Raw genomic sequence first — 24,080 nt, 5'->3', positions numbered from 1 at the left:
CTTGAACGCTGGTAGCCAATGAGCCTCCATCCGCAACTGCAAGCCATCACCGATCGCGTCATCCGCCGCAGCGCCGCCTCGCGCGCCGCCTACCTGGCGGCGATCGACGCCGCCCTGCGCGATGGCCCGTTCCGCAGCCGCCTGAGCTGCGGCAATCTCGCCCACGGCTTCGCCGCCTGTGGCAGCACCGACAAGAGCCGGCTGCGCGGCGGCGTGACGCCCAACCTGGGCATCATCACCGCCTACAACGACATGCTGTCGGCACACCAGCCGTTCGAGACCTATCCCGAACAGATCCGTGAAATCGCCCGCGAACTGGGCGCCACCGCCCAGGTGGCCGGTGCGGTACCGGCGATGTGCGATGGCGTGACCCAGGGCCGCGGCGGCATGGAACTGTCGCTGTTCTCGCGCGATGTCATCGCGCAGGCCACCGCCGTCGGCCTCAGCCATGACATGTTCGACACCACCATCCATCTTGGCGTGTGCGACAAGATCGTGCCGGGCCTGCTGATCGGCGCGCTCGCCTTCGGCCACCTGCCGGCAGTGTTCGTGCCGGCCGGCCCGATGACGCCGGGCATTCCGAACAAGCAGAAGGCCGAAGTGCGCGAGCGCTACGCTGCCGGCGACGCCACCCGCGAGGAGCTGCTGGAAGCCGAATCCGCCTCGTACCACGGCGTCGGCACCTGCACCTTCTACGGCACGGCCAATTCCAACCAGGTGCTGCTGGAAGCGATGGGCGTGCAGCTGCCGGGTGCGTCGTTCGTCAACCCGGGCACGCCGCTGCGCGATGCGCTCACCCGCGAAGCCACCGAGCGTGCGCTGGACATCACCGCGCTGGGCGACGATTTCCGTCCGCTGGGCCGCATCATCGACGAGCGCGCGATCATCAACGCGGTCATCGCGCTGATGGCCACCGGCGGTTCGACCAACCACACCATCCACTGGATTGCCGTGGCCCGTGCCGCCGGCATCGTGCTGACCTGGGACGATTTCGACGAACTGTCGCAGCTGATTCCGCTGCTGGCCCGCGTCTATCCGAACGGCGAGGCCGACGTGAACCGTTTCGCTGCGGCCGGTGGCCCGGCGTTCGTGTTCGGGGAGCTGATCAAGGCCGGGCTGATGCACGGCGACATCGTCAGCGTGGCCCGTGGCGGCATGGCCGACTATGCCCGCGAGCCGCAGCTGCGCGATGGCGCGCTGGTCTATCTGCCGGGCCTGGAACGCAGCGCCGATGAAGAGGTGGTGCGTGGCGTCGACACTCCGTTTGAAAGCCAGGGTGGCCTGCGCCTGCTGCGCGGCAATCTGGGCAAGTCGCTGATCAAGCTGTCGGCGGTAAAGCCGCAGTACCGCACCATCGAGGCCCCGGCCGTGGTGGTCGATGCGCCGCAGGTGCTGAACAAGCTGCATGCCGGGGGGCTGCTGCCCGAGCATTTCGTGGCGGTGGTGCGTTACCAGGGCCCGCGTGCGAACGGCATGCCGGAGCTGCACTCGCTGGCGCCGCTGCTGGGCCTGCTGCAGAACCAGGGCCGGCGCGTGGCGCTGGTGACGGACGGTCGTTTGTCCGGGGCTTCGGGCAAGATTCCGGCGGCGATCCATGTGACGCCGGAAGCGGCGCGCGGGGGACCGCTGGCGAAGGTGCGCGAGGGCGACATGATCCGCCTGGACGGTGAAGCCGGCACGCTGGAGGTGCTGGTGGATGCGGCCGAGTGGGCGGCTCGTGCGCTGGCGCCGAACACGGCGCCGGCGGCACATGACCTGGGCCGCAATCTGTTCGCGATCAATCGCCGTGTGGTGGGTCCGGCGGACCAGGGGGCGATTTCGATTTCCTGCGGGCCGGCGGCGGCCGATGGTGGGCCGTGGGATTACGATTCCGAATACGAGCTGGGGCACGATGCTGCGGCTGCGGCGGCGCCGCATGAGGCGAAGGACGCCTGAAGCGAAAAGCCGCGGCAGGCTTCCCGGCTTGGGCAGTAGAGCGCCCTGGCCGGGACACGCCGTAAACCCATCCATGGGGGCTCGGTCGCGGCATCCATGCCGCTCACGGTCCCGACCAGGGCGCTCTACTGCCCTTGGACAATTCCCGGCGCGTCATTTGCGCTGCGGCCACTGAATCAAGAAGAGCAAAGGCAAGGGCAAAAGCATGGGTATCGAGCAACATCAGGTGAAGGCGGCGGAACTGCTGCATGCGGCGGGCATTCTGCCGGTGGTGACGATTCATACGCTGGACCAGGCGCGCGCGGTGAGTGCGGCGCTGCTGGAAGGTGGCCTGCCGGCCATCGAGTTGACGCTGCGTACGCCGGTGGCGATGGAAGCGCTGGCGATGCTCAAGCGCGAGCTGCCCGATGTGGTGGTGGGTGCAGGTACGGTGCTGACCGTGGAGCAGATGCAGCAGTCCATCGATGCAGGTGCGGATTTCCTGGTGACGCCGGGTACGCCACCGGTGCTGGCCGATGCACTGGCGGCCGCGCCGCTGCCGGTGGTGCCGGGTGCGGCCACGCCGACCGAGCTGCTGTCGCTCTACGCGCGCGGTTTCCGGGTGTGCAAGCTGTTCCCGGCTACGGCCGTGGGGGGCCTGGCGATGATCAAGGGCCTGGCTGGCCCGGTCGCCGACCTCAAGCTGTGCCCGACCGGTGGCATCACTGAAAACACCGCTGCCGAGTACCTGGAGCAGAAGAACGTGGTCTGCATCGGTGGCTCGTGGATGGTGCCGGGCAACTGGATCGCCGACGGCGAGTGGGACAAGGTGCGCGCCAGCGCTGCCGACGCCGCCAAGATCATCAAGCGCGTCCGCGGCCACTGACGCTTAGCGGGGGTCAGAGCCCTTTCCCGATGGGAAAGGGATCCGACCCCGGGCAACGAGCGCGCAAAGCGCGCGCCCCGCTCCTGCTCTTCCTTCTTCATTCCGCGGTGGCGGCGCACGGAAACTGTCCATGGCCGGGCGGATGGGCTGTGCAGGGGCGTGAGCCGCATGGATGCGGCGACCGAGCTTACAGGGACGTACTTGCAGCGTCCCCTGTACAGCCCATCCGCCCGGCCAACCCCAGAAATCCAACCGCACCACCACCGCGAGGGGCTTCGCCGTTGGCCGAACCCTGTTACAGCGGCCGTGCCGGATCCACCAGCCCGTATTGGCTGGCCATGCGCGCCAACGCAATGTTGTCGCTGATCCCCATCTTCTCGAACAACCGCGCCTTGTGCGTGTTCACCGTCTTCGCACTCAGGCTCAGGCGCCGTGCGATGTCTTCCTGGCGCAGCCCCTGGGTCAGCAGCAGTGCCACTTCCAGTTCACGCGGCGACAGCGTGTCGAACGGCGAGGCATTGCCTTCCACCGTGGACAGCGCCAGGTTCTGCGCGATGCTGGTGCCCAGGTAACGGCGGCCGGCCGCCACGTCACGCACCGCACGCAGCAGTTCCTGCGCATCGCAGCCCTTGCCGATGTAACCGGCGGCACCCGCTTCCAGCAGACGCTTGGGCAGCGGTCCATCCTCCAGCACGGAAACGATCACCACGCGGGTGGCACGGTGGCCACGCACGATGCGTTCGGTCACCTCCATGCCACTGACACCCGGCAGGTGCAGATCGCACAGCACGACGTCCGGCAGCAGCTGGCGGATCTCGCGCAGCCCATCCTCGCCGGTCTCGGCTTCCCCCACGACCTCGATGTCGGATTCACCCGACAGGATCATCTTCATACCGGTGCGGACCAGCGCGTGGTCGTCCACCAGGTAGACTCGAATCGTCATTCACGTACCTCATCGAATGCGGCCATTGCGGGCCACGCTAGGCAGGGCACCCCAGCACCGCAAGCACGATGACTGCGCAAAAACGGCGTTCTGCCTTGCGCATCACATTCTTCGCACATCGATGTTGCCCCCTGTCCCACAGAACCCGCTACAACGAAACAACCTGCTCTTTCATGGACACCCGTGAAGGGGCATCCACGTCACTCCCCTGTTGCGATCGCTTCGCTGGCCGCTGCTTGCGGCGAACCGCGGTGTCGCCAGGGTTGCCGGCGACGGAACATGACCAGATAGCACCCTACCACCCAAACCAGCGCCGCACACCATCCGGCGAGGATATCGGAGGGGTAATGCACCCCCAGATAGACCCGCGAGACGCTGACCAGCAGGCTGAACAGCGGCGCCAGCACCAGCACCGGCCAGCGCCAGCGGGTGTTCCAGGCCAGCAGCACCAGGGTCGCCGCCAGGGTCATGCTGCCCATCGCATGCCCGCTGGGGAAGCTGAACGTGGATTCCGGCGCGATCGATTCCCACAGGCTGGGGCGGTCACGCTGGAAAAACTGCTTGCTGCCCATGTTCAGCAGCGCAGAGCCGACGAAGCACACCGCCACGAAGGTCGCCTCGCGCCAACGCCTGTGCCACAGCAGCAGGGCGACGATGAGTACGTCGGCCGGGATCAGGAACCATTCGTAGCCCAGTTTCGACAGCAGCACGAAAAATCGGTCCAGCCACGGCGAATGCAGCCCGTGCATCTGCCACAGCAGCGGGGCATCGAAATGGAACGACTCGAACTCATGCACTTCATCGGCCAGTGCGACGAAGCAGGCCAGCGGCAGCAGCACGCCGGCAAACAGCAGCACCAGGCGCCACGCGTTGCGCGCCATCCAGTGTCGGAAGCCGGACGCCGGTTCCGGCGCGGCCAGGATCGCCGGCTTATCCGGCAATCCGGACATACTTCTGTTCGACATATTCGTCGATCAGGGCAACGAATTCCTGGGCGATGTTGTCACCACGCAGGGTCACCTTCTTCTCGCCATCGACGAACACCGGCGCGGCCGGCGTTTCGCCGGTACCCGGCAGGGAAATACCGATGTTGGCGTGGCGCGACTCGCCCGGTCCGTTGACGATGCAGCCCATCACGGCCAGGGTCATGTTCTCCGCGCCGGGGTGCTGCACCTTCCACACCGGCATCTTTTCGCGCACGTGGTTCTGCACGACCTTGGCCAGTTCCTGGAAGAACTCGGAGGTGGTGCGCCCGCAGCCCGGGCAGGCCGTGACCAGCGGCGTGAAGGCGCGCTGGCCGGTGGTCTGCAGCAGTTCCTGCGCGACGATCACTTCCTGCGTACGCGACTGCCCCGGCTCGGGGGTCAGCGAAATGCGGATGGTGTCGCCGATGCCTTCCTGCAGCAGCACGCTCAGCGCCGCCGCCGACGCGACGATGCCCTTGCTGCCGATGCCGGCTTCGGTCAGGCCCAGGTGCAGGGCGAAATCCGAACGCTGGGCCAGATCGCGGTACACCGCGATGAGTTCCTGCACGCCGCTGACCTTGGCCGAAAGAATGATGCGATCACGCGGCAGGCCGATCTCCACCGCCTGCTCGGCCGAATCCAGCGCCGAACGGATCAGCGCCTCGCGCAGCACGCGGCCGGCGTCCCAGGGCTGTTCGCGGTGGTTGTTCTCGTCCATCAGCTTCGCCGCCAGGGCCTGGTCCAGCGAACCCCAGTTGGCACCGATGCGCACCGGCTTGTTGTAGCGGATGGCGAATTCGATCAGCTGGGCGAACTGCAGGTCCTTCTTCTTGCCGAAACCGACGTTGCCCGGGTTGATGCGGTACTTGGCCAACGCCTCGGCACAGGCCGGTTCGGCGGTCAGCAGCTGGTGGCCGTTGTAGTGGAAGTCACCGATCAGCGGCACCTCGATGCCCATCATCGCCAGCTTGTCGACGATGCGCGGAATGGCCGCAGCCGCTTCCACGGTATTGACGGTCAGGCGCACCATTTCCGAACCGGCCCGCCACAACTCGGCCACCTGCTTCACGCTGGAGGCCAGGTCGGCGGTGTCGGTGTTGGTCATCGACTGCACCACCACCGGCTTGCCGCCGCCTACGGTGACCCCGCCGATCTGGACGGCATGGGTCTGGCGACGGGACCAGGCAGTGGCATCGGAGGGTTGGGTCGGGCGGGTGACGGCGTCGTGCATGGGCGCATTCTACCGCCCGGCCCTGCATTCCGGGCGATTCCCATTCAGGCGGCGGCACATCTGCGGCCGATTGTCGCAGGCAGGTTGCCCGGTGAACGCATACGATGGGCGGGCATGACCGGTCCCGACGCCCCCTTCCTACGTACCCTGTGCAGCCTGCGCTGGCTGGCCGTGGCCGGCCAGGCCGCGACCATCCTGGTGGCCACCTGGGTGCTGGGCCTGCCGCTGCCGCAGCTGCCCCTGTGGGCGGGCGTGGCCGTGCTGGCCGTCTTCAACCTGTACACGCAGCTGCGCCCCGAACCGGACGACACCGCGCCGCTGACCGCGTTCGGCCACATCCTGGTGGACGTGATCATCCTGACCTGGATGGTTGGCTGGAGCGGCGGCATCGCCAACCCGTTCGGCTCGCTGTTCCTGATCCTGATCGCCCTGGCCGCGTTCGCCCTGCCCCTGCGCTGGGCCCTGGCCGTGGCCACCGCCTGCCTGCTCGGCTACGCCGCCAGCGGGCTGTTCGGCCAGCCGCTGCCCACCGGCTATTTCCGCGCGCTGGATCTCAACCGCTGGGGCGTGGTCGCCAACTTCCTGCTGTCGGCGGCGGTGGTGCTGACCTTCTCCACCCGTTTGGCCATGGCCCTGCGCGTGCGCGAACTGGAGCTCTCGGCGCTGCGCGAACGCTTCGCCCGCAACGAAGGCATCGTCGCCCTGGCCACGCACGCGGCGTCGGTGGCGCACGAACTGAACACCCCGCTGGCGACCATGACCCTGCTGGCCGACGACGTAGCCGAGCGCAGCGAAGAACCGGAGGTGCGCGAGGACATGGAAACCCTGCGCGAACTGCTGGTGCAGTGCCGCGAGCGCGTGCTGGCACTGGCCGCACCGGCTGCCACCGATGGCCCCGGCCGCAGCCATGCCAGCGCCCAGCAGGTGCTTGAACAGTGGCGCCTGGTGCGCCCGACCATTGACCTGCACCGCAACGACGACGCGCCGCTGCGCCTGCCGCTCGACCCGGGCGTGGGCCACCTGCTGATGGTGCTGCTGAACAATGCGGCAGACGCCGGGGAACAGGCCGGCCGCCCGCGCGTGGACCTGGACCTGCGCATCGAAGGCGAGGATCTCATCGGCGAAGTGCGCGACTACGGACACGGGTTCAACGCGCGTGCCGCCGTGCTGCCGGGCAAGCTGTTCGGCAGCAGCAAGAGTGAGGGCATGGGCGTGGGCCTGGCCCTGTCCCATGCCACCATCGAACGCCTGCAGGGCGAAATGTGGATGCGCCCGGCCCAGGGGGTCGGCAGCCGCGTCGGCTTCCGCCTGCCACTGGCTACACGCGAGGAAACCCCATGAGCGCCTCAACCCTCGGCCTGCTGGTCGACGACGACGAACTGTATCTGCGCACCCTGCAGCGCAGCCTGGCCCGCAAGGGACTGGAAACGCAGACCGCGCAGGATGCCGCCAGTGCACTGGCACTGGCCCGCCAGCATCCGCCGGCATTTGCGTTGATCGACCTGAAGCTGGGCAGCGATTCCGGCCTGGCGCTGATCCAGCCGCTGCGCGCCCTGCGCGCGGACATGCGGATCCTGCTGGTCACCGGGTATGCCAGCATCGCGACCGCAGTCGAGGCCATCAAGCTGGGTGCCGATGACTACCTGCCCAAGCCCTCCACGGTGCCGATGATTCTGCGCGCGCTGGGCGAGGAGGACGACGGCCCGGCTGACGACGGCGAACTGGAAGTACCCGACGCGATGACGCCGATCAGCCGCCTGCAGTGGGAACACATCCAGCAGGCAATGCACGAGACCGGCGGCAACGTCTCGGCGGCCGCACGGTTGCTGGGCATGCATCGCCGTTCGCTGCAGCGCAAGCTGGCCAAGCGGCCGAGCCCGGAACGCGACCCGAGCCGCTGAAGCGGTAGTGCCGGCCGCTGGCCGGCAATCTCATGAACGACGGACGCATCGTGTGGATGCCGGCCAGCGGCCGGCACTACCAGGGTCTCAGCGCTTCAGTTGGGCCAGGATCCCGCGGGTCATCGGATCGGCAATCGCCACATCCTCATGAACGCCGGACGCATCGCGGGGATGCCGGCCAGCGGCCGGCACTACCAGGGTCTCAGCGCTTCAGCTGGGCCAGGATCTCGCGGGTCATGGGATCGGCAATCGCCACATCCTCACCCTGCAGGGCCGGCAACAGGCCACTGGCCAGCTGCTTGCCCAGTTCGACGCCGAACTGGTCGAAGGCGTTGATGTTCCAGATGACCGACTGTACGTACACGGCGTGCTCGTACATGGCGATCAGCGCGCCCAGCGCCTGCGGGGTCAGCGCATCGAGCAGGATGAGCGTGCTCGGGCGGCCGCCCGGGTAATCGCGATGCGGATCGTCGCTGGCCTGGCCGTTGGCCAGCGCCTCGGTCTGTGCCAGCAGGTTGGCCAGCAGGGCCTGGTGGTTGACCGTGTACGGATCATCGCTGTGCACGCAGCCGATGAAATCGGCCGGGATGATGCTGGTGCCCTGGTGCAGCGCCTGGAAGAAGCTGTGCTGCACGTCGGTGCCCGCCCCGCCCCACCACACCGGCACGGTGTCGGTGGTGACCGGCTGGCCGTCGCGCTGTACGCGCTTGCCCAGGCTTTCCATCACCAGCTGCTGCAGGTAGGCCGGCAGCAGCGCCAGGCGCTGGTCATAGGTCATCACCGCGTGCGTGGCATGGCCCAGCACGTTGCGGTTCCAGATGTCGGTCAGGCCGTGCAGCACCGGCAGGTTGCGCTCCAGCGGCGCGTCCAGCGCGTGCGCGTCCATCTGCGCGGCGCCCTCCAGCAGCTGCTCGAAACGCTCGAAACCGATGGCCAGCGCAATGGGGAAACCCACCGCAGACCACAGCGAGTAACGGCCGCCCACCCAGTCCCACATCGGCAGCACGCGATCGGCGGCGATGGCGAAGGCCTTGGCCGCACGCTCGGGGTTGGCGCTGACCGCGTACAGGCGGTCGCTGCCGCCCAGCCAGTCATGCAGGATCTGCCCGTTGAGCAGGGTTTCCTGGGTACCGAAGGTCTTGGAAATGAGGATGCCAGCGGTCTTCGCCGGATCCAGCGTGGCCAGCGTGCGCTGCATGGCGGCGCCGTCCACGTTCGACACGAAATGCACGCGCAGGCGTGCGCCGCTGACCGGTCGCAGTGCATCGGCCACCAGGCGCGGGCCCAGATCGGAACCGCCGATGCCCACGCTGACCACGTCGGTCACGCCGCTGTCTTCCAGCGCGCGCACCAGCACGCCCATGCGCTCGCGGATTCCGCGCGCGGTGGCATAGGCATCGGCCGCCACCGGCGCATCAACCACGTCGCCACGCAGCGCGGTATGCAGCGCGGCGCGGCCCTCGGTCAGGTTGACCTGCTCGCCACGGAACAGACGGGTGATGGCACCGCCGACATCACGGTCGGCGGCCAGCGCCAGCAATGCCTGCAACGCCGCAGCATCATATTTCTGCCGCGCGAAGTTGACGTACAACGGACCGACCCGCAGCGCCAGGTCCTGCACACGGCCGGGTTCGGCGGCGAGGAGGCTGGGGATGCTCGCGCCCTTCAGGCGCTGGGCGTGGGAATGCAGCGAGTCGAATCCGTTGTTCGTTGTCATGCGGCCTGGGTCGGGATCGTGTCGTTGGTGTGGGTGATCTGGTTGTTGCCGTCCACGTACACCAGCTTCGGCTTGAAGCTGTCGGCTTCCTGTTCGGTCATGCTGGCGAACGCAGCAATGATGATGATGTCACCGACCTGTACGTGGCGTGCAGCGCCGCCGTTGAGCGACACCACGCCGCTGCCGGCTTCGGCACGGATGGCGTAGGTCGAGAAGCGTGCACCGTTGGTCACGTCCCAGATGTGCACCTGCTCGAACTCGCGGATGCCCGTGGCAGCCAGCAGGTTGTCGTCGATGGCGATCGAGCCTTCGTAGTTCAGCTCGGAATGGGTGACGGTGGCGCGGTGGATCTTGGTCTTCAGCAGGGACAGGTGCATGGCACGGCACAACGCAAAGGAAAGCGGGGATTCTAGCACCCACGCAGCGCGGGGCATCACGGCCGGCAACCCGTTCAGGTAACGGGCTGGAAGGGGGAGCCGGGGTCAGATCCCTTTTCCGCAGGAAAAGGGACCTGACCCCGCGCAGACATCAGAATTCCAGGTTGTCGATCAACCGGGTGCTGCCCAGGCGGGCGGCGATCAGCGCCACCCGGCCGCCGCCGTCGAAGGTCGGCTCGGCCAGTTCCGGCGTGCGCAGCACCGCATAGTCGACCTGGAAGCCGGCGGCCTGCAGTGCGGCCGTGGCGTCAGCCTCGATCTGCGCACGCGCCTGCCCGGCCACGTAACCTTCGCGCATGCCCAGCAGCGTGCGATGGATGGTCGTGGCCAACGGACGCTGGGTGGCATCGAGGTACTGGTTGCGCGAGCTCTTGGCCAGGCCGTCGTCGTCACGCACGATCTCGGCACCGACGATCTGGATCGGGAACGACAGCTCGGCCACCATCTGCTTGATCACCGCCAGCTGCTGGTAGTCCTTGCGGCCGAACACGGCCACGTCCGGCTGCACCTGCAGGAACAGGCGGGCGACCACCGTACAGACCCCATCGAAGTGCCCCGGGCGGCTGGCGCCCTCCAGCACTTCGCTGACGCCCGGCGCGTGCATCTGCGTGGTCTTGTCCACGCCCAGCGGATACATCGCCTCGACGCTGGGCAGCCACACCGCATCACAGCCGACCTGCCCCAGCCCGGCCACATCGGCCTCGGGCGTGCGCGGGTAACGGCTGAAGTCCTCATTCGGCCCGAACTGGGTCGGGTTGACGAAGATGCTGGCCACCACTTTGTCGGCGTACTGCCGCGCCAGGCTCACCAGCGAGTGATGGCCGCCATGCAGGTTGCCCATGGTCGGCACCAGTGCCACGCGCAGGCCTTCCTGCTTCCACTGCGCGATCTGCCCGCGCAGCGCGCCGAGCTCGTTGAAGGTCTGGATCATTGGGCGTAGGCGTGCTGTTCGTCAGGGAAGCTGCCGTCACGCACGGCATCGGCGTAGGCGCGGGTGGCACCGGCCACCGAACCACCTTCGGCCAGGAAGTCCTTGACGAACTTCGGGCGGCGATGACCGCTGTCCAGGCCGATGAAGTCGTGCAGCACCAGCACCTGGCCATCGCAGTGCGGGCCGGCACCGATGCCGATGGTCGGCACGTCCACGGCCGCGGTCACTTCGGCAGCCACCGGGGTGGGCATGCATTCGAGCACGATGAGCGCGGCACCGGCAGCGGCCACCGCCTTGGCGTCTTCCACCAGCTGGCGCGCGGCATCGCCACGGCCCTGGATCTTGAAGCCACCCAGGCGCAGCACCGACTGCGGGGTCAGGCCCAGGTGCGAGCACACCGGAATCTCGCGCTCGACCAGGTAGCGCACGATGTCGACCTTGAAGCCAGCGCCTTCGATCTTGACCATCTCGGCACCGGCCTGCAGCAGCTGCAGCGAGGCGTCCAGCGCGCGCTCGGGGGTCGCGTCGGCACCGAACGGCAGGTCGGCCACCAGCAGCGCGCGCTGCAGCACGCGGGACACCGCACGGGTGTGGTAGACCATGTCGGCCACGGTCACCGGGAGCGTGGAATCGTGGCCCTGCACCACCATGCCCAGCGAGTCGCCGATCAGGATCAGGTCTACGCCGTTGGCGTCAAAAGTGCGGGCGAAGCCAGCGTCGTAGGCGGTCAACATGACCAGCTTCTGGCCATTGCGCTTGGCCTCGGCCAGGGCGGGAACGGTCCAGGGCTTGCTGTCTGCGTGGGTGCTCATGTGCTGATAACCGGGGGAGATAACCCGGCCATTATCACCCTATCGGCGCGATCCCGCAGGCATCGACCCGCACCACTGCATCCTGCACGCGACCATGGCCGGGAATGACCAGATCCGGTGCGATTTCGGCCAACGGCACCAGCACGAAGGCACGTTCGTGCAGATACGGGTGCGGCACCTGCAGGTCGGGCTCATCCAGCACCTGTGTTCCATACAGCAGCAGATCCAGGTCGAGTGCGCGCGGGCCCCAGTGCACGGCGGGGTCACGCACGCGGCCGAACTGCTGCTCCAGCGCCAGCATCGCCTGCAGCAGATCGCGGGCCGCCAGAGTGGTTTCGACCGCGGCCACCGCGTTGACGAACGGCGGCTGGTCTTCGTTGCCCCAGGCCGGCGTGGCGTACAGGCGTGACGCCTGGCGCAGCTGCGTGCCCGGCAGACCATCCAGCGCGGCGATGGCCGCGCGGACGGTACTGGCCGCGTCACCCAGGTTGGCCCCCAGGCCGATCCAGGCAAGGGTCATGGCTTACTCGGCGGCGCCGCCGGCGCCCCCACCAGTGCGACGACGACGACGGCGACGCTTGCGCGGTGCCCCGCCCTCTTCGTCTCCACCGTCGGCATGCGCGGCATCCAGCGAGGAGTCCAGCTCATGCCCGGACTGCGCCTGTGCCTCGCGCCAGAACGCCACATCGGCTTCGTGTTCGGCCGAGGCGACCTGGCGCAGGGACAGGAAGTCGAACGCAGCGCGGAAGCGCGGGTGCGTCAGGGTACGGAGCACGCGCTTGCGCTGGCGCGAGCTGAAGCGCGACTGCAGCAGCCAGATTTCCTGCATCGGCAGCGAGAAGCGACGCGGCAGGGCGATGGTGCTCAGCTGCTGCACGGTCACCCGGTCGGCGGCACGACGCTGCGCTTCTTCCGGCGCCACGCCCTGCTTGAGCAGGCTGGCCTGGGCGCGGCAGTACGCCGGCCACAGCAGCAGTGCGAACAGGAACGCGGGCGAAACCGGTTCATCCCGGGCCACGCGCGCATCGGTATTGGCCAGGCCTTCCACCAGCATGCGGCGCAGCGCGCCGGTGCGGTTGGACTTCAGGGCCTTGGCACTTTCGGGGAACAGCACGTCGAGCAGGCCGTAACGCTCCAGGCCCTCGAAGCTGGCCACGCCATGCCCGGACAGGAACAGCTTGAGCACTTCCTCGAACAGGCGCGCCGGGGCGGCCTCGTTGAGCAGACCGGCCAGGTGCGGGATCGGTGCGGCAGTGCCTTCTTCGATCTGGAAACCCAGCTTGGCGGCCAGGCGCACGGCGCGCAGCATGCGCACCGGGTCTTCCTGGTAGCGCTGCACCGGGTCGCCGATGAGCTTCATCAGGCGTGCCTGCACGTCCTCGAAGCCGCCGGTGTAATCGCGCACCGAGAAATCCTCGATGGCGTAGTACAGGGCGTTGCAGGTGAAGTCGCGGCGGACGGCATCGTCTTCGATGGTGCCGTACACGTTGTCGCGCACGAGCATGCCGTTTTCCATTTCGCGGTCGCCGCTGCCGTCATCGCTGTTGGCGCGGAAGGTGGCGACTTCGATGATCTCGCGGCCGAAGACCACGTGGGCGAGGCGGAAACGGCGGCCGATCAGGCGGCAGTTGCGGAACAGCTGCTTGACCTGTTCGGGCGTGGCATCGGTGGCCACGTCGAAATCCTTGGGTTGGCCATTGACCAGCAGGTCGCGCACCGCGCCGCCCACAAGGTAGGCGCCGAAGCCGGCATCGCGCAGGCGGTACAGCACGCGCAGAGCATTCGGGCTGATGTCCTTGCGGGAGATCGTGTGCTGGTCGCGCGGGATGACGCGCAGGCTGAACGGTGATGGAGCAGGGGAAATGATGTTGGCGCTTCCGGTTGAAGTTTCGGGATTGCCCAATGGCATCGAGGTGCATATACTAGCGCTCCTGCCTCGGCAGCGACACACCGCTCCCTTCGTCTAGTGGTTAGGACGTGGCCCTCTCAAGGCTAAAACAGGGGTTCGAGTCCCCTAGGGAGCACCAGTCGCCGCAGCAGGAACCGAAAAAGCCCGCCTTCGTGCGGGCTTTTCTGTTTTCCGGGGTGTGTGGCTTCGGGTGGTTGGTCGTTGTGGCGCCTCTTTGCTATCGGCGTGAGCCGGCGGGGCCCTTCGGGCCAGGACACGCCGTAAACCCATCCCTGGGGGCTCGATGGCGCCATCCATGGCGCCAACGGTCCTGGCCTGCAGGGGCCAGAATGTTGTAGGGGCACCACCTGTGGACCGAAGGCTCAGCGCTGGGAGGGCCCCGCCGGCTCTGGACGGTTTCATGCCCGCCGCGGCAGACGTCGGTTGCTGCTTCGCAGCTGCCGCACGCACCATGAAACTGTCAGGAGGGGGCAGGCCGCCCTCTCCAGGACCGTTGGCGCCATGGATGGCGCCATCGAGCACCATGGAGGGGATTTTGCGTGTCCTGGAGAGGGCGGCCTGCCCCCTCCCCCCACGGAACAGGAAGGCGCTAAAACGCAGGCCGGCCGTCAGCCTTCCATCTGCTCCAGTTCCTTGCCCTTGGTTTCGCGCACGTAGCGGATGACGAAGAAGATGGAGAGGAACGCGGCGACGGTGTAGATGCCGTACGCACCGGCCAGGCCGATGCCGGCCAGCAGCATCGGGAAGGTGACGGTGATGGCGAAGTTGGATGTCCACTGCGCCGCACCGGCCACCGCCAGCGCCGAGCCGCGGATCTGGTTCGGGAACATCTCGCCCAGCATCACCCACATCACCGGGCCCCACGACATGTTGAAGAACACGACGTAGACGTTGGCCGCCACCAGCGCCAGCCGGCCCATGCCATCGGACAACTGCAGCTTCCCATCGACCAGGCTGCCACTGGCAAAGGCCACCACCATCAGCGCCAGCGCAACCGCCATGCCGACCGAACCCACCCACAGCAGCGGCTTGCGACCGATGCGGTCGATCAGCAGCACCGTCACCAGGCAGGCACCGATGCTCAGCGCACCGGACAGCACGTTGATCAGCAGCGCGTCGTTTTCCGAGAAGCCCACCGCCTGCCACAGCACCGCGCCGTAGTAGAACACCACGTTGATGCCCACCAGCTGCTGCAGCACCGCCAGGCCGATACCCACCCAGACGATGCCGCGCAGCTTGCCACTGGCTTTGTCCTTCAGGTCGGCGAAGGTCGGGCGATGCTGGTCCTGGGCCAGGCTGCCCTCGATCTCGCTGCGCTTGGCCCGCGCCTCGGCCGTGCCGTACAGCTTCACCAGCACCGCCTCGGCCTGTGCGTGGCGGCCCTTGGCCACCAGGAAACGCGGGCTTTCCGGAATGGCCAGCAGCAGCACCAGGAACAGCAGCGACGGAATGGCCTGCATCCAGAACATCCAGCGCCATGCCTCCTGCCCCAGCCACAGCACCTCGGTGGAGGCACCGGCCGCACGGGCCAGCAGGAAGTTGCTGAGGAACGCTGCGAACAGGCCACTGATGATCGCCATCTGCTGCACCGTGGCCAGCTTGCCGCGATAGCGCGCCGAGGCCACTTCGGCGATGTAGGCCGGCGACATCACGCTGGCCGCCCCTACCGCGAAGCCACCGACCATGCGTGCGGCCACGAACAGCCACGAGGCATGCGCCGCGCCCGCACCCAGCGCCGACAGCAGGAACAGCACCGCCGAGATGATCAGCACGCTGCGCCGGCCCAGCAGGTCACCCAGGCGCCCGGCCACGAAGGCACCGATGGCGCAGCCCAGCAGCATCGACGCCACCTCGAAGCCCAGCGCCGCCTCGCTGGAATTGAACGCCTGGCGCAGGCCGTCGACCGTACCGTTGATCACGCCACTGTCGAAGCCGAACAGGAAACCACCGAGGGTGGCCACGCAGCTGATCAGGACGATGAAGGCAGTGTTTTCGCCGCGGCTGCCGGCGCTTGCAGGAATCGCTGTGGACATTGGGTCTTCCGCGAAAGAGGTGGGCCGGCCGCTCAGCGCAGCAGGTACTGGTTCAGCAGGTTCTCATAGGCTTCCTGTCGGCCGCTACGCTGGCGCGGCTCGCCGGCCTGCTGGGCATGGGCGCAGAGGTCGTCCAGGCTGAGCTGGCCAGCAGCAAATGCCTGGCCGGGGCCGTGGTCGAAGCTGGCATAGCGCTCGCGCCGCCACTGCTCCAGCGGCGAGGCCTGCAGCAGTGCATGGGCCACCTCCAGGCCGCGCGCGAAGGCATCCATGCCGCCGATATGGGCCAGGAACAGGTCCTGCGGGTCGGTCGACTCGCGGCGGACCTTGGCGTCGAAGTTGAGGCCGCCATGGCCCAGCCCGCCCTGCCGCAGCACCACCAGCATCGCGCCTACCGTGTCGTACAGGTCGGTCGGGAACTGGTCGGTGTCCCAGCCGTTCTGCGGGTTGCCGCGGTTGGCATCGATGCTGCCCAGCAGGCCGGCATCGGCGGCCACCTGCAGGTCATGGGCAAAGGTATGCCCGGACAGGGTCGCGTGGTTGGCCTCGATGTTCAGTTTGAAATCGCCGTCCAGCCCATGCTCGCGCAGGAAGCCGACCACGGTGGCGCTGTCGAAGTCGTACTGGTGGTGCATCGGTTCCATCGGCTTCGGCTCGATCAGGAACGTTCCCTCGAAGCCGATGCTGCGGCCGTGGTCGCGGGCGGCGGCCAGGAAACGGGCCAGGTGCGCCTGTTCGCGCTTCATGTCGGTGTTGAGCAGGCAGGCGTAGCCTTCGCGGCCCCCCCAGAACACGTAGTTGCTGCCCCCCAGCGCCACGGTCGCCTCCAGCGCCGCACGCACCTGCACCGCTGCGCGCGCGACCACGGCGAAGTCCGGATTGGTGGCCGCGCCGTTCATGTAGCGCGGGTGCGAGAACAGGTTGGCCGTACCCCACAACAGCTGCATGCCGGTCTGCTGCTGGCGCTGCCTGGCCAGTTCGACCATGTGCGCGAGGTTGGCGCGGTACTCGCCGATGTCCTCCGCGTCCGGCGCCAGGTCCACGTCATGGAAGCACCAGTACGGCACGCCCAGCTTGGTGAAGAACTCGAAGGCGGCATCACAGCGCGCCTCGGCACGGGCCAGCGGCGTATCGCCGTGGTCCCAGGGGAACGCACGGGTACCCGGCCCGAACGGGTCCTGGCCGGCGCCACAGAAGCTGTGCCAGTAGGCCACCGCAAAGCGCAGGTGCTCGGCCATGCTGCGCCCGCCGATCTGCCGCTGCGCGTCGTAGACCTTGAAGGCCAGGGGATTGTCGGAATCACGTCCCTCGAAAGGAATGCGACCAATGCCGGGGAAGTACTCACGCTGACCAACATGGAACGGGGTTGCCATGGACGATGCTTCCTTTTCGGGATCAGGGCAGGCGCTGCTGGAACAGCGGCGTCAACGCCTGCAGGTGGTGGACGAAACGCTGGTAGCCGGCCTCGTAGGCAGCGGCGCGGGTGGGATCGGGCCGGGCAGCCAGGGCGGCATCGAACTGCAGGTGGTCATCGACCAGGTCGGCCAGCGCGCGGCCCTCCCCTTCGCACAACCACAGCGCCTGCAACGCCGCACCGAACGCGGCACCCTCGGCCTGCACCGGCACGGCCACGGGAAGCTGGAACAGGTCGGCGATCAACTGGCGCCACGCGGGACTGTTGGCACCGCCGCCGGTCAGCACCAGGCGCTCACCGCGCAGGCCGCCTTCCACCAGCGCGTCATGGCCCAGCCGCAGGCTGTAGCTGGCGCCTTCCATCGCGGCGCGGTAGAGGTTGGCGGGCGTCAGGTTGTGCAGGTCCAGCCCCTGCAGTGCACCTCGCGCCAGCGGCAGGTCGGGGCTGCGTTCGCCGTTGAAGAACGGCAGCATCACCAGCCCATCGGCACCGGGCGCACTCTGCGCCAGCAGGGCCTCGCACTGCGCAGGCGACTGCCCCAGCAACGCGGCAATCTGGCCGGTGGCCACGGTGCAGTTCATGGTGCAGATCAGCGGCAGCCAGCCGCCGTCGGAGGCACAGAACGCAGCCCAGCGCCCCTGCGCGTCCACGCGGGGTGTGGCGCTCCAGGCGAACAGCGTGCCCGACGTTCCCAGGCTCATGCTCAGCCGCCCTTCGCGCACCGCACCGGTGCCGATCGCCGCCATCATGTTGTCGCCGCCACCCACGGCCACACGCGTTCCGGCTGGCAGCCCCAGCAGCGCCGCGATCGCCGGCAGCAGGGTGCAGCCCTGCTCCGGGCCGACCAGGGGTGGCAGCAGCGCGCGCAGGTCGCGCCGCTCATCGGTGGCCGCCAGCATCACCGGCGACCAGTCGCGTCGGCGCACATCCAGCCATCCCGTACCGGAGGCATCGCCGGCTTCCATGAAGCGCTGCCCGGTCAACCACAGATTCAGATAGTCATGCGGCAACGCGATGCCATCCAGAGCCGCATCGACCTCGGGCCGGTGCTGCCGGGTCCAGCGCAGTTTGGAGGCGGTATAGCCCACCCGCAGATCGTTGCCGGCCGCAGCGATGCAGGCCTCGGGCCCACCCACGGCAGTGGAGATGGCCAGACAGTCGGCGTCGGTGCTGGTGTCGCACCACAGTTTGACCGGGCCCAGCGCACGGTTGTCGCGCCCCAGCGGCACGAACCCATGCTGTTGGCCGGAGACCGCCAGCCCGCGCACCCGCGCCCGCACCGGGCCGGGCAGCGCCTGCACCGCCTCCACCAGCGCCTTCACCCAGTCCGCAGCGTTCTGCTCGCGCCCCCCGTTGGCCGTCGCCATCAGTTCCAGCGGCCGCGCCTGCTGCGCCAGCACCGCGCGTTCCGCCGCGTCGTAAGCGATCACCTTCACGCTCTGCGTGCCGGCATCGATCCCCAGATAGACGCTCATGCCCTGCCCGTTCCTGCGATCCGCACCGCTTCACCGCCAGATGTCCACCGATGGACATCGAGTCTGCCGGGGGCCTCCCCGGCTTGGCAATGTGCACTGCCGCAAAGTCCGTCTGCGCGGCGGCCGCGCGCCCTTGCCGGCGGTGCCGGAACGCGGCGTCGCATGGCGCAGGTGCGCCCGACGGCAGCGCGCGCGTTCAACCTGTTCTAGAATTGTCCGCTTGAAGACGGATCTGCCTCCCCCTTATGCCCTTTGTCGTCACCGAAAACTGCATCAAGTGCAAACACACCGATTGCGTGGAAGTGTGCCCCGTGGATTGCTTCCACGAAGGCCCGAACTTCCTGGTGATCGACCCGGACGAGTGCATCGACTGCACCCTCTGTGAGCCGGAGTGCCCGGTCAACGCGATTTTCCCGGAGGACGACGTGCCGGCCGGCCAGGAAGTGTTCGTCGGCCTCAATGCCGAGCTCGCCAAGGCGTGGCCGGTGCTGACCGTGCGCAAGGATCCGCCCGCCGACGCCGGCGAGTGGGACGGCAAGCCGGACAAGCTGCCGCTGCTGGAGCGCTGATCGACCGGCGGTTGCAACGAAGAAGGGCGCCCAGGGCGCCCTTTTTCGTGGGTCGATGCCAACCTTGGTTGGCACGCCGGCGCCAACCAAGGTTGGCGTCTACCAGAGCAAAGCGCAGCAACAAAAAAGGGCGCCCGGGGCGCCCTTTTTCGTGGGTCGATGCCAACCTTGCTTGGCGTTTACCCGGTGCCAGCGCCGTGCTTACTGCGCCAGCTTGGCCTTCAGTGCGGCAATCAGCTTCACCGGGGCTTCGGCGGTGGCCGGCAGGCCACGCGGATCCACCGCGGAAATGTAGGCACCGGCATCGACGGCAACCACGCGGACCAGGAAGTTGCTGCCTTCATAGGCCACATCGTAGGAACCCAGCAGCTGCGCGCGGCTGGCGATGGTCACGCCTTCCACGCCTTCCAGCGCGGTACCGACCTTGCCGAAGGCCTCTTCCTTGCTGCCCGGAATGGTGAAGCCGCTGTTGTTGGGGGCCGGAGCGGCCGTGGTTGCGGCAGCAGCCGGAGCCGCCGGCTTGGCGGCCGAGCTCAGCACCGGCACCTGGTTGCCACCGGCACCGGTGGGAACGTTCAGATCCGGCGGCACTTCCAGAGGACGCATTTCGGGGGCCAGGGCGTAATCACCCTTGGCGCCACGCTTGAAGCAGCCGGTGGTGCCGGCCGCAACGGCGACGGCGAGCAGCGCGTAGGACAGCACGCGGACAGTGGAAACGGAATGACGCATGTGGATCTCCTGGATCAGGCCACGACAACAGGTCAGTGGCTGGAAAGGGCTTCAAGGGCGGCGATGTCGCCGGCAAGATGGTCGGCTGCGGGCTGGTGTGCCGCCGACAGCGGCAGCAGCGGCAGGCGCAGGTCATGGCCGATGCCGATACGGCGCAGCAGCGCCTTGACCGGGATCGGGTTAGGCTCGACTCCGCAGAAATCGTGGAACGGCTGCAAGCGCGCATCCCAGGATTCGGTGGCGTCATGTTCGTGGGCTGCGGCCAGCGCACACATGCGGCGGTAGGCACCGGGAAGGACGTTGGAACCGACCGAGATCAGCCCGGCCATGCCCGCCTGGATCGAGCGGGCGGCGGTACCGTCGTCGCCGCTGAGCACGGCGAAATCCGGGCCGGCCAGTGCCAGCAGGGCGTGGACGCGGCCGGTGTCACCCACCGCTTCCTTGATGGCCACGATGTTGGGATGGCGGGCAAGCTCGGCCACGGTCTCCGGCTGCATGTCGCAGCCGGTACGGCCGGGCACGTTGTACAGCACCACGGGCAGGCCGCCCTGGTCGGCCACGGCACGGTAATGCGCGATCAGGCCGGCCTGGGTGGGACGCACGTACGGCGGGGTGACCACCAGCGCGTGGGTGGCGCCGAGCGCGGCGGCGCGGCGGGTCTGTTCGATCGTTTTGGCGGTGCCGGACAGGCCGGTGCCGGCCAGGACCGGCACGCGGCCGGCGATGTGCTCGACCGCGCTGGCCAGCAGCTGGTCGTATTCGGCATCGGAGAGGGTGGCTGCTTCGCCGGTCGAGCCGGCAACGACGACGCCCTGCACGCCGCCTTCCAGCTGCAGGTGCAGCAGGCGCTGCCAACCATCGGGGTCGAGGGAGCCGTCGGCCCGGAACGGGGTCGCCAGCGCGGTGATGAGGCCGGAAAGGGACAAGGACGTGCTGCTCTTGGCTGGGGAGGGAAACGCCCGCCACGACAGGCCGGGGGCACCCTGAATGTTACTTGCGGCGCGAAAGCACGGGCAAGTATGCTGGACACCGGTGGATTCCCGCCCCCGGCGGGCATTCAGACTCACCCCTGCATTACCCGGAATCGCCTTGACCGACACCACCCCGCGCCCCGCGCCGAGCGAAAACCACCTCCTGATCAACGCCTACACGACGCATCCGGAGTCCCCCCTGCTGTCCGTCACCCGCCGCATCGCCGACAGCGGCTGCAATCTGGTGGACGCGCGCCTGGCCACGGTGGGCCGCGATGTCTCGGTCACCGCCCTGGCCACCGGCTCCTGGGATTCGGTCGCCAAGCTGGAAGCCATGCTGACCCGGCTTGAGCGAGAGGAAGGCCTGAAGCTGGTCTGGTACCGCACGGAAGCCAAGCTGGCGCAGTCCAACCTGCTGCCGTACATCGTGGAAGTGATCGCCGCCGACAAGCCGGGCATCCTGTTCCAGCTGGCCGATTTCTTCGACCGCCAGGGCATCACCATCGAGAACCTGCAGAGCACGCGTTACCGCGCCATGCAGACCGGTGCTGAAATGTTCAGCGCGCAGGTCACCATCGGCGTGCCGGCCAACATGCACATCGCTGCACTGCGCGATGATTTCCTTGAGTTCTGCGACCATCTGAACCTGGACGCGATCATGGACCCGATGAAATTCTGATCGGAAGTGCGGATTTTTCGCGCGCCTCTCACAGGCGCGTGGCGTTTCATGCAATTGTCGTAGAAACAACCCAGGCTCGACAGAAGGACCTCATGAACAACGGCGATACCCTGGACAGCACCACCCTTTCCCTGCCGCTGGCGCTGTCCGGCGGCAACCAGTCCACCCTCGGCGACTACGCCGGCCAGTGGCTGGTGCTGTACTTCTACCCCAAGGACAGCACGCCCGGCTGCACCACCGAAGGCATCGACTTCAACGCCCTGCTGCCGGAATTCAGGAAGGCCGGCGCGGTCGTGCTCGGCGTCTCCCGCGACTCGGTCAAGTCCCACGACAACTTCTGCGCCAAGCAGGGTTTCAACTTTCCGCTGGTCAGCGATGCCGACGAAGCGCTGTGCACCGCCTTCGACGTCATCAAGATGAAGAACATGTACGGCAAGCAGGTACGTGGCATCGAACGCAGCACCTTCCTCATTTCTCCCGACAGCCAACTCATCCAGTCCTGGCGCAAGGTCAAGGTCGCCGGCCATGCCGACGCCGTGCTTGCCGAACTGAAGGCCGCCCAATCCAAGTGAGTCCCAACGCCCACTGTGTCCGCCATCACCCTGCCCTGCAGGCCGTGGTGGTTTTTCCCTGTCCGTAACCAGGAAATGACGATGACCCGAGGCAAGCGCATCTACGTGCTGGATACCAACGTGCTGATGCACGATCCCACCGCGCTGTTCAAATTCGAGGAACATGACGTCTACCTGCCCATGCAGGTGATCGAGGAGCTGGACAACGGCAAGAAGGGAACGTCCGAAGCGAGCCGCAACGCGCGCCAGGTCAGCCGCTTCCTCAACGAGCTGGTGCAGGAATCGGGCCTGGACAACCTGGCCGACGGCATTCCGCTGCAGCGTCCCAACGGCCTGCAATTGCGGGGCAAGCAGAGCGCCGGCAAGCTGCGCTTCCAGACCAGCCATTTCGATGCAGGCAAGAGCTTCGGCAAGGTCATCCCGGACAACGCCATCCTCGGCGCCATCCTTGCCCTGAAGGAAGAAACCCCGGACCTGCCGGTGGTGTTCGTTTCCAAGGACATCAACCTGCGGATCAAGGCCGCCATCGCAGGCATCGTGTCCGAGGACTACGAGAACGACCGCGCGCTGGATGATTTCAGCCTGCTGTACACCGGCGCCACCGAACTGCCGGAAGACTTCTGGAAGCGCCACGGCGAGGACCTGCGCAGCTGGAGCGACAAGGGCCGCACCCACTACGAAATCCTCGCCCAGGACGGCGAGGAGTGGTACCCGAACCAGTACGTCTACCTGCCGGGCGAAGATGAAGTCGAACTGCGCGTCAGCCGCGTGGTGGGCGATGGCAAGGTGGTGCTGTCGCTGGTTGATGATTTCCGCCACGGCAGCCATGCCGTGTGGGGCATCAGCGCACGCAACCGCGAACAGAACTTCGCGCTCAACGCACTGATGGACCCGGAGATCGACTTCGTCACCCTGCTCGGCACCGCCGGCACCGGCAAGACCCTGCTGGCCCTGGCTGCCGGCCTGGCGCAGACGATGGACCAGCAGCGCTATCGCGAAATCATCATGACCCGCGCCACGGTGAGCGTGGGCGAGGACATCGGCTTCCTGCCCGGCACCGAAGAAGAAAAGATGACCCCGTGGATGGGCGCGCTGACCGACAACCTGGAAGTGCTCACCCACAACCAGGAAGGCGGCACCTGGGGCCGGCAGGCCACCAACGATCTGCTGGCCAGCCGCATCAAGATCCGTTCGATGAACTTCATGCGCGGGCGCACCTTCCTGTCGCGTTATCTGATCCTGGACGAGGCGCAGAACCTCACCCCGAAGCAGATGAAGACGCTGATCACCCGTGCCGGCCCCGGCACCAAGATCGTCTGCCTGGGCAACGTCGAACAGATTGATACCCCGTACCTGACCGAAACCACCTCGGGCCTGACCTACGCGGTGGACCGCTTCAAGAACTGGCCGCATAGTGCGCATATCACCCTGCGCCGTGGCGAGCGTTCGCGCCTGGCCGATTATGCTTCGGAGGTGTTGTGAACCGTTTCACCCGCCTGCTGCTGCCCACGGCTGCGATCGCCCTCGCAGCCGCACTGGCCGCCTGCACCACCACGCGCGGCCCGGCCAGCGTGCCGACCGCCGAGCGTACCGGCCAATCGTGGGTGGTCACCCGCCCCGTCATCGCCGCGCAGGTGCTGGACACCTGCTCGCGCACAAGCCCCGGCCGCGAGGCCGGGCGGGTGACGGGTTACTGGGCGCCGAGCCGGCAGCAGGTGGACCAGATGGAAGCCAGGCTGTCCTCGCTGGAAGCCCAGGTTCCGCACGTGTTGGATTTCGATCGCCAGTACGTGGGCATCGAAAGCGGTGGCCAGCAGTTGATCTACATCAACGCGTTCCACCTGCCTGACGGCGCCACAACCAATCCGGCGCGCGAAGCGATCCGCGTGTGCGATGGTGGCCGGCAGTTCTGGGGCGCGGTGTTCGATCCGGCCAGCGGTAGCTTCAGCGACCTGCAGTTCAACGGCGGCAAAGTGCCGTCGCCCTGAGGCG

Annotated in this window: 23 protein-coding genes and 1 tRNA gene; 10 read left to right on the top strand and 14 right to left on the bottom strand. The window is 67.5% G+C overall.

The window, feature by feature from the left end; all coding sequences use genetic code 11:
- Positions 1-18: 18 nt before the first annotated feature.
- Both edd and eda read left to right on the top strand, forming a co-directional pair.
- The gene (gene edd / locus C1924_RS07840) at positions 19-1,935 is read left to right on the top strand and encodes a phosphogluconate dehydratase (protein WP_108764784.1); all 1,917 of its coding nucleotides are present in this window, start codon (positions 19-21) and stop codon (positions 1,933-1,935) included.
- 205 nt (positions 1,936-2,140) lie between these two features.
- Positions 2,141-2,800, top strand: coding sequence for a bifunctional 4-hydroxy-2-oxoglutarate aldolase/2-dehydro-3-deoxy-phosphogluconate aldolase (gene eda / locus C1924_RS07835; protein ID WP_079221494.1), 660 nt, complete (start codon positions 2,141-2,143; stop codon positions 2,798-2,800).
- A 295-nt stretch (positions 2,801-3,095) separates the two neighbouring features.
- Here eda and C1924_RS07830 read toward each other — a convergent pair whose 3' ends face one another.
- The 3 genes from C1924_RS07830 to ispG all read right to left on the bottom strand — a co-directional run bounded on the left by C1924_RS07830 (position 3,096) and on the right by ispG (position 5,939).
- The gene (locus tag C1924_RS07830) at positions 3,096-3,743 is read right to left on the bottom strand and encodes a response regulator (RefSeq protein WP_108764783.1); all 648 of its coding nucleotides are present in this window, start codon (positions 3,741-3,743) and stop codon (positions 3,096-3,098) included.
- A gap of 200 nt (positions 3,744-3,943) precedes the next feature.
- Positions 3,944-4,693, bottom strand: coding sequence for a phosphatase PAP2 family protein (locus C1924_RS07825; RefSeq protein WP_108764782.1), 750 nt, complete (start codon positions 4,691-4,693; stop codon positions 3,944-3,946).
- Complete coding sequence (gene ispG, locus C1924_RS07820; protein ID WP_108764781.1) at positions 4,674-5,939, bottom strand: flavodoxin-dependent (E)-4-hydroxy-3-methylbut-2-enyl-diphosphate synthase; 1,266 nt, start codon at positions 5,937-5,939, stop codon at positions 4,674-4,676. Before ispG ends, C1924_RS07825 begins: the two co-directional genes overlap by 20 nt.
- A gap of 114 nt (positions 5,940-6,053) precedes the next feature.
- Between ispG and C1924_RS07815 the strand changes: the two genes are divergently transcribed.
- Both C1924_RS07815 and C1924_RS07810 read left to right on the top strand, forming a co-directional pair.
- A complete protein-coding gene (locus C1924_RS07815; RefSeq protein WP_108764780.1) occupies positions 6,054-7,280 on the top strand; it encodes an ATP-binding protein in 1,227 nt (408 codons plus the stop codon).
- On the top strand, positions 7,277-7,840 hold the full coding sequence (locus tag C1924_RS07810; protein WP_108764779.1) for a response regulator transcription factor: 564 nt from the start codon (positions 7,277-7,279) through the stop codon (positions 7,838-7,840). Before C1924_RS07815 ends, C1924_RS07810 begins: the two co-directional genes overlap by 4 nt.
- Before the next feature lie 202 nt (positions 7,841-8,042).
- On the opposite strand, the gene pgi is transcribed toward C1924_RS07810, so the two are convergent.
- From pgi to pcnB, 6 genes are all read right to left on the bottom strand, one after another.
- Positions 8,043-9,557, bottom strand: a complete 1,515-nt coding sequence (pgi, locus tag C1924_RS07805; protein WP_108764778.1) for a glucose-6-phosphate isomerase — start codon at positions 9,555-9,557, stop codon at positions 8,043-8,045.
- Entirely contained in the window at positions 9,554-9,934 is a 381-nt protein-coding gene (panD, locus tag C1924_RS07800) for an aspartate 1-decarboxylase (protein WP_006432456.1), read from the bottom strand. The genes pgi and panD overlap by 4 nt, the downstream gene beginning before the upstream one ends.
- A gap of 151 nt (positions 9,935-10,085) precedes the next feature.
- Positions 10,086-10,925, bottom strand: coding sequence for a pantoate--beta-alanine ligase (gene panC, locus C1924_RS07795; protein ID WP_108764777.1), 840 nt, complete (start codon positions 10,923-10,925; stop codon positions 10,086-10,088).
- Entirely contained in the window at positions 10,922-11,737 is an 816-nt protein-coding gene (gene panB, locus C1924_RS07790) for a 3-methyl-2-oxobutanoate hydroxymethyltransferase (RefSeq protein ID WP_108759494.1), read from the bottom strand. Before panB ends, panC begins: the two co-directional genes overlap by 4 nt.
- 34 nt (positions 11,738-11,771) lie before the next feature.
- A complete protein-coding gene (gene folK, locus C1924_RS07785; protein WP_108764776.1) occupies positions 11,772-12,257 on the bottom strand; it encodes a 2-amino-4-hydroxy-6-hydroxymethyldihydropteridine diphosphokinase in 486 nt (161 codons plus the stop codon).
- 3 nt (positions 12,258-12,260) lie between these two features.
- Positions 12,261-13,640 (bottom strand): polynucleotide adenylyltransferase PcnB, encoded by a 1,380-nt coding sequence (gene pcnB / locus C1924_RS07780; RefSeq protein ID WP_108764775.1) that lies wholly within the window; start codon positions 13,638-13,640, stop codon positions 12,261-12,263.
- Between the two features lie 49 nt (positions 13,641-13,689).
- On the opposite strand from pcnB, the gene C1924_RS07775 reads away from it, so the two are divergent.
- A tRNA-Glu gene (locus C1924_RS07775) sits at positions 13,690-13,764 on the top strand.
- 490 nt (positions 13,765-14,254) lie between these two features.
- Here C1924_RS07775 and C1924_RS07770 read toward each other — a convergent pair.
- Genes C1924_RS07770 through xylB form a run of 3 tightly spaced genes read right to left on the bottom strand, consistent with a single transcriptional unit; the run spans position 14,255 to position 18,568 of the window.
- The gene (locus C1924_RS07770) at positions 14,255-15,679 is read right to left on the bottom strand and encodes a sugar porter family MFS transporter (protein ID WP_108764774.1); all 1,425 of its coding nucleotides are present in this window, start codon (positions 15,677-15,679) and stop codon (positions 14,255-14,257) included.
- 32 nt (positions 15,680-15,711) lie between these two features.
- A complete protein-coding gene (gene xylA / locus C1924_RS07765) occupies positions 15,712-17,052 on the bottom strand; it encodes a xylose isomerase (RefSeq protein WP_108764773.1) in 1,341 nt (446 codons plus the stop codon).
- Positions 17,053-17,074: 22 nt separating this feature from the next.
- On the bottom strand, positions 17,075-18,568 hold the full coding sequence (xylB, locus tag C1924_RS07760) for a xylulokinase (protein WP_108764772.1): 1,494 nt from the start codon (positions 18,566-18,568) through the stop codon (positions 17,075-17,077).
- Positions 18,569-18,813: 245 nt separating this feature from the next.
- On the opposite strand from xylB, the gene fdxA reads away from it, so the two are divergent.
- The gene (fdxA, locus tag C1924_RS07755; protein ID WP_108764771.1) at positions 18,814-19,137 is read left to right on the top strand and encodes a ferredoxin FdxA; all 324 of its coding nucleotides are present in this window, start codon (positions 18,814-18,816) and stop codon (positions 19,135-19,137) included.
- A gap of 201 nt (positions 19,138-19,338) precedes the next feature.
- Here the strand turns inward: fdxA and C1924_RS07750 are convergent, their stop codons facing one another.
- Both C1924_RS07750 and dapA read right to left on the bottom strand, forming a co-directional pair.
- Complete coding sequence (locus tag C1924_RS07750; RefSeq protein ID WP_108764770.1) at positions 19,339-19,866, bottom strand: hypothetical protein; 528 nt, start codon at positions 19,864-19,866, stop codon at positions 19,339-19,341.
- 32 nt (positions 19,867-19,898) lie between these two features.
- Positions 19,899-20,792 (bottom strand): 4-hydroxy-tetrahydrodipicolinate synthase, encoded by an 894-nt coding sequence (dapA, locus tag C1924_RS07745; protein WP_108764769.1) that lies wholly within the window; start codon positions 20,790-20,792, stop codon positions 19,899-19,901.
- A gap of 163 nt (positions 20,793-20,955) precedes the next feature.
- On the opposite strand from dapA, the gene C1924_RS07740 reads away from it, so the two are divergent.
- From C1924_RS07740 to C1924_RS07725, 4 genes are all read left to right on the top strand, one after another.
- Positions 20,956-21,516 (top strand): glycine cleavage system protein R, encoded by a 561-nt coding sequence (locus C1924_RS07740; protein WP_108764768.1) that lies wholly within the window; start codon positions 20,956-20,958, stop codon positions 21,514-21,516.
- Between the two features lie 92 nt (positions 21,517-21,608).
- Positions 21,609-22,088, top strand: coding sequence for a peroxiredoxin (locus tag C1924_RS07735; RefSeq protein WP_108764767.1), 480 nt, complete (start codon positions 21,609-21,611; stop codon positions 22,086-22,088).
- A gap of 81 nt (positions 22,089-22,169) precedes the next feature.
- Positions 22,170-23,570 carry a PhoH family protein gene (locus tag C1924_RS07730; protein ID WP_108764766.1) on the top strand — a complete coding sequence of 467 codons (1,401 nt, stop codon included), beginning with the start codon at positions 22,170-22,172 and terminating at the stop codon, positions 23,568-23,570.
- Positions 23,567-24,076 (top strand): hypothetical protein, encoded by a 510-nt coding sequence (locus C1924_RS07725; RefSeq protein WP_108764765.1) that lies wholly within the window; start codon positions 23,567-23,569, stop codon positions 24,074-24,076. Before C1924_RS07730 ends, C1924_RS07725 begins: the two co-directional genes overlap by 4 nt.
- Positions 24,077-24,080 lie beyond the last annotated feature (4 nt).

Origin of the sequence: Stenotrophomonas sp. ESTM1D_MKCIP4_1, from assembly GCF_003086895.1 — a bacterium.
In the GTDB taxonomy this organism is placed as follows: domain Bacteria; phylum Pseudomonadota; class Gammaproteobacteria; order Xanthomonadales; family Xanthomonadaceae; genus Stenotrophomonas.
Note: the sequence above shows the minus strand (reverse complement) of the source record. Positions and strands in the feature narration are given on the sequence as shown.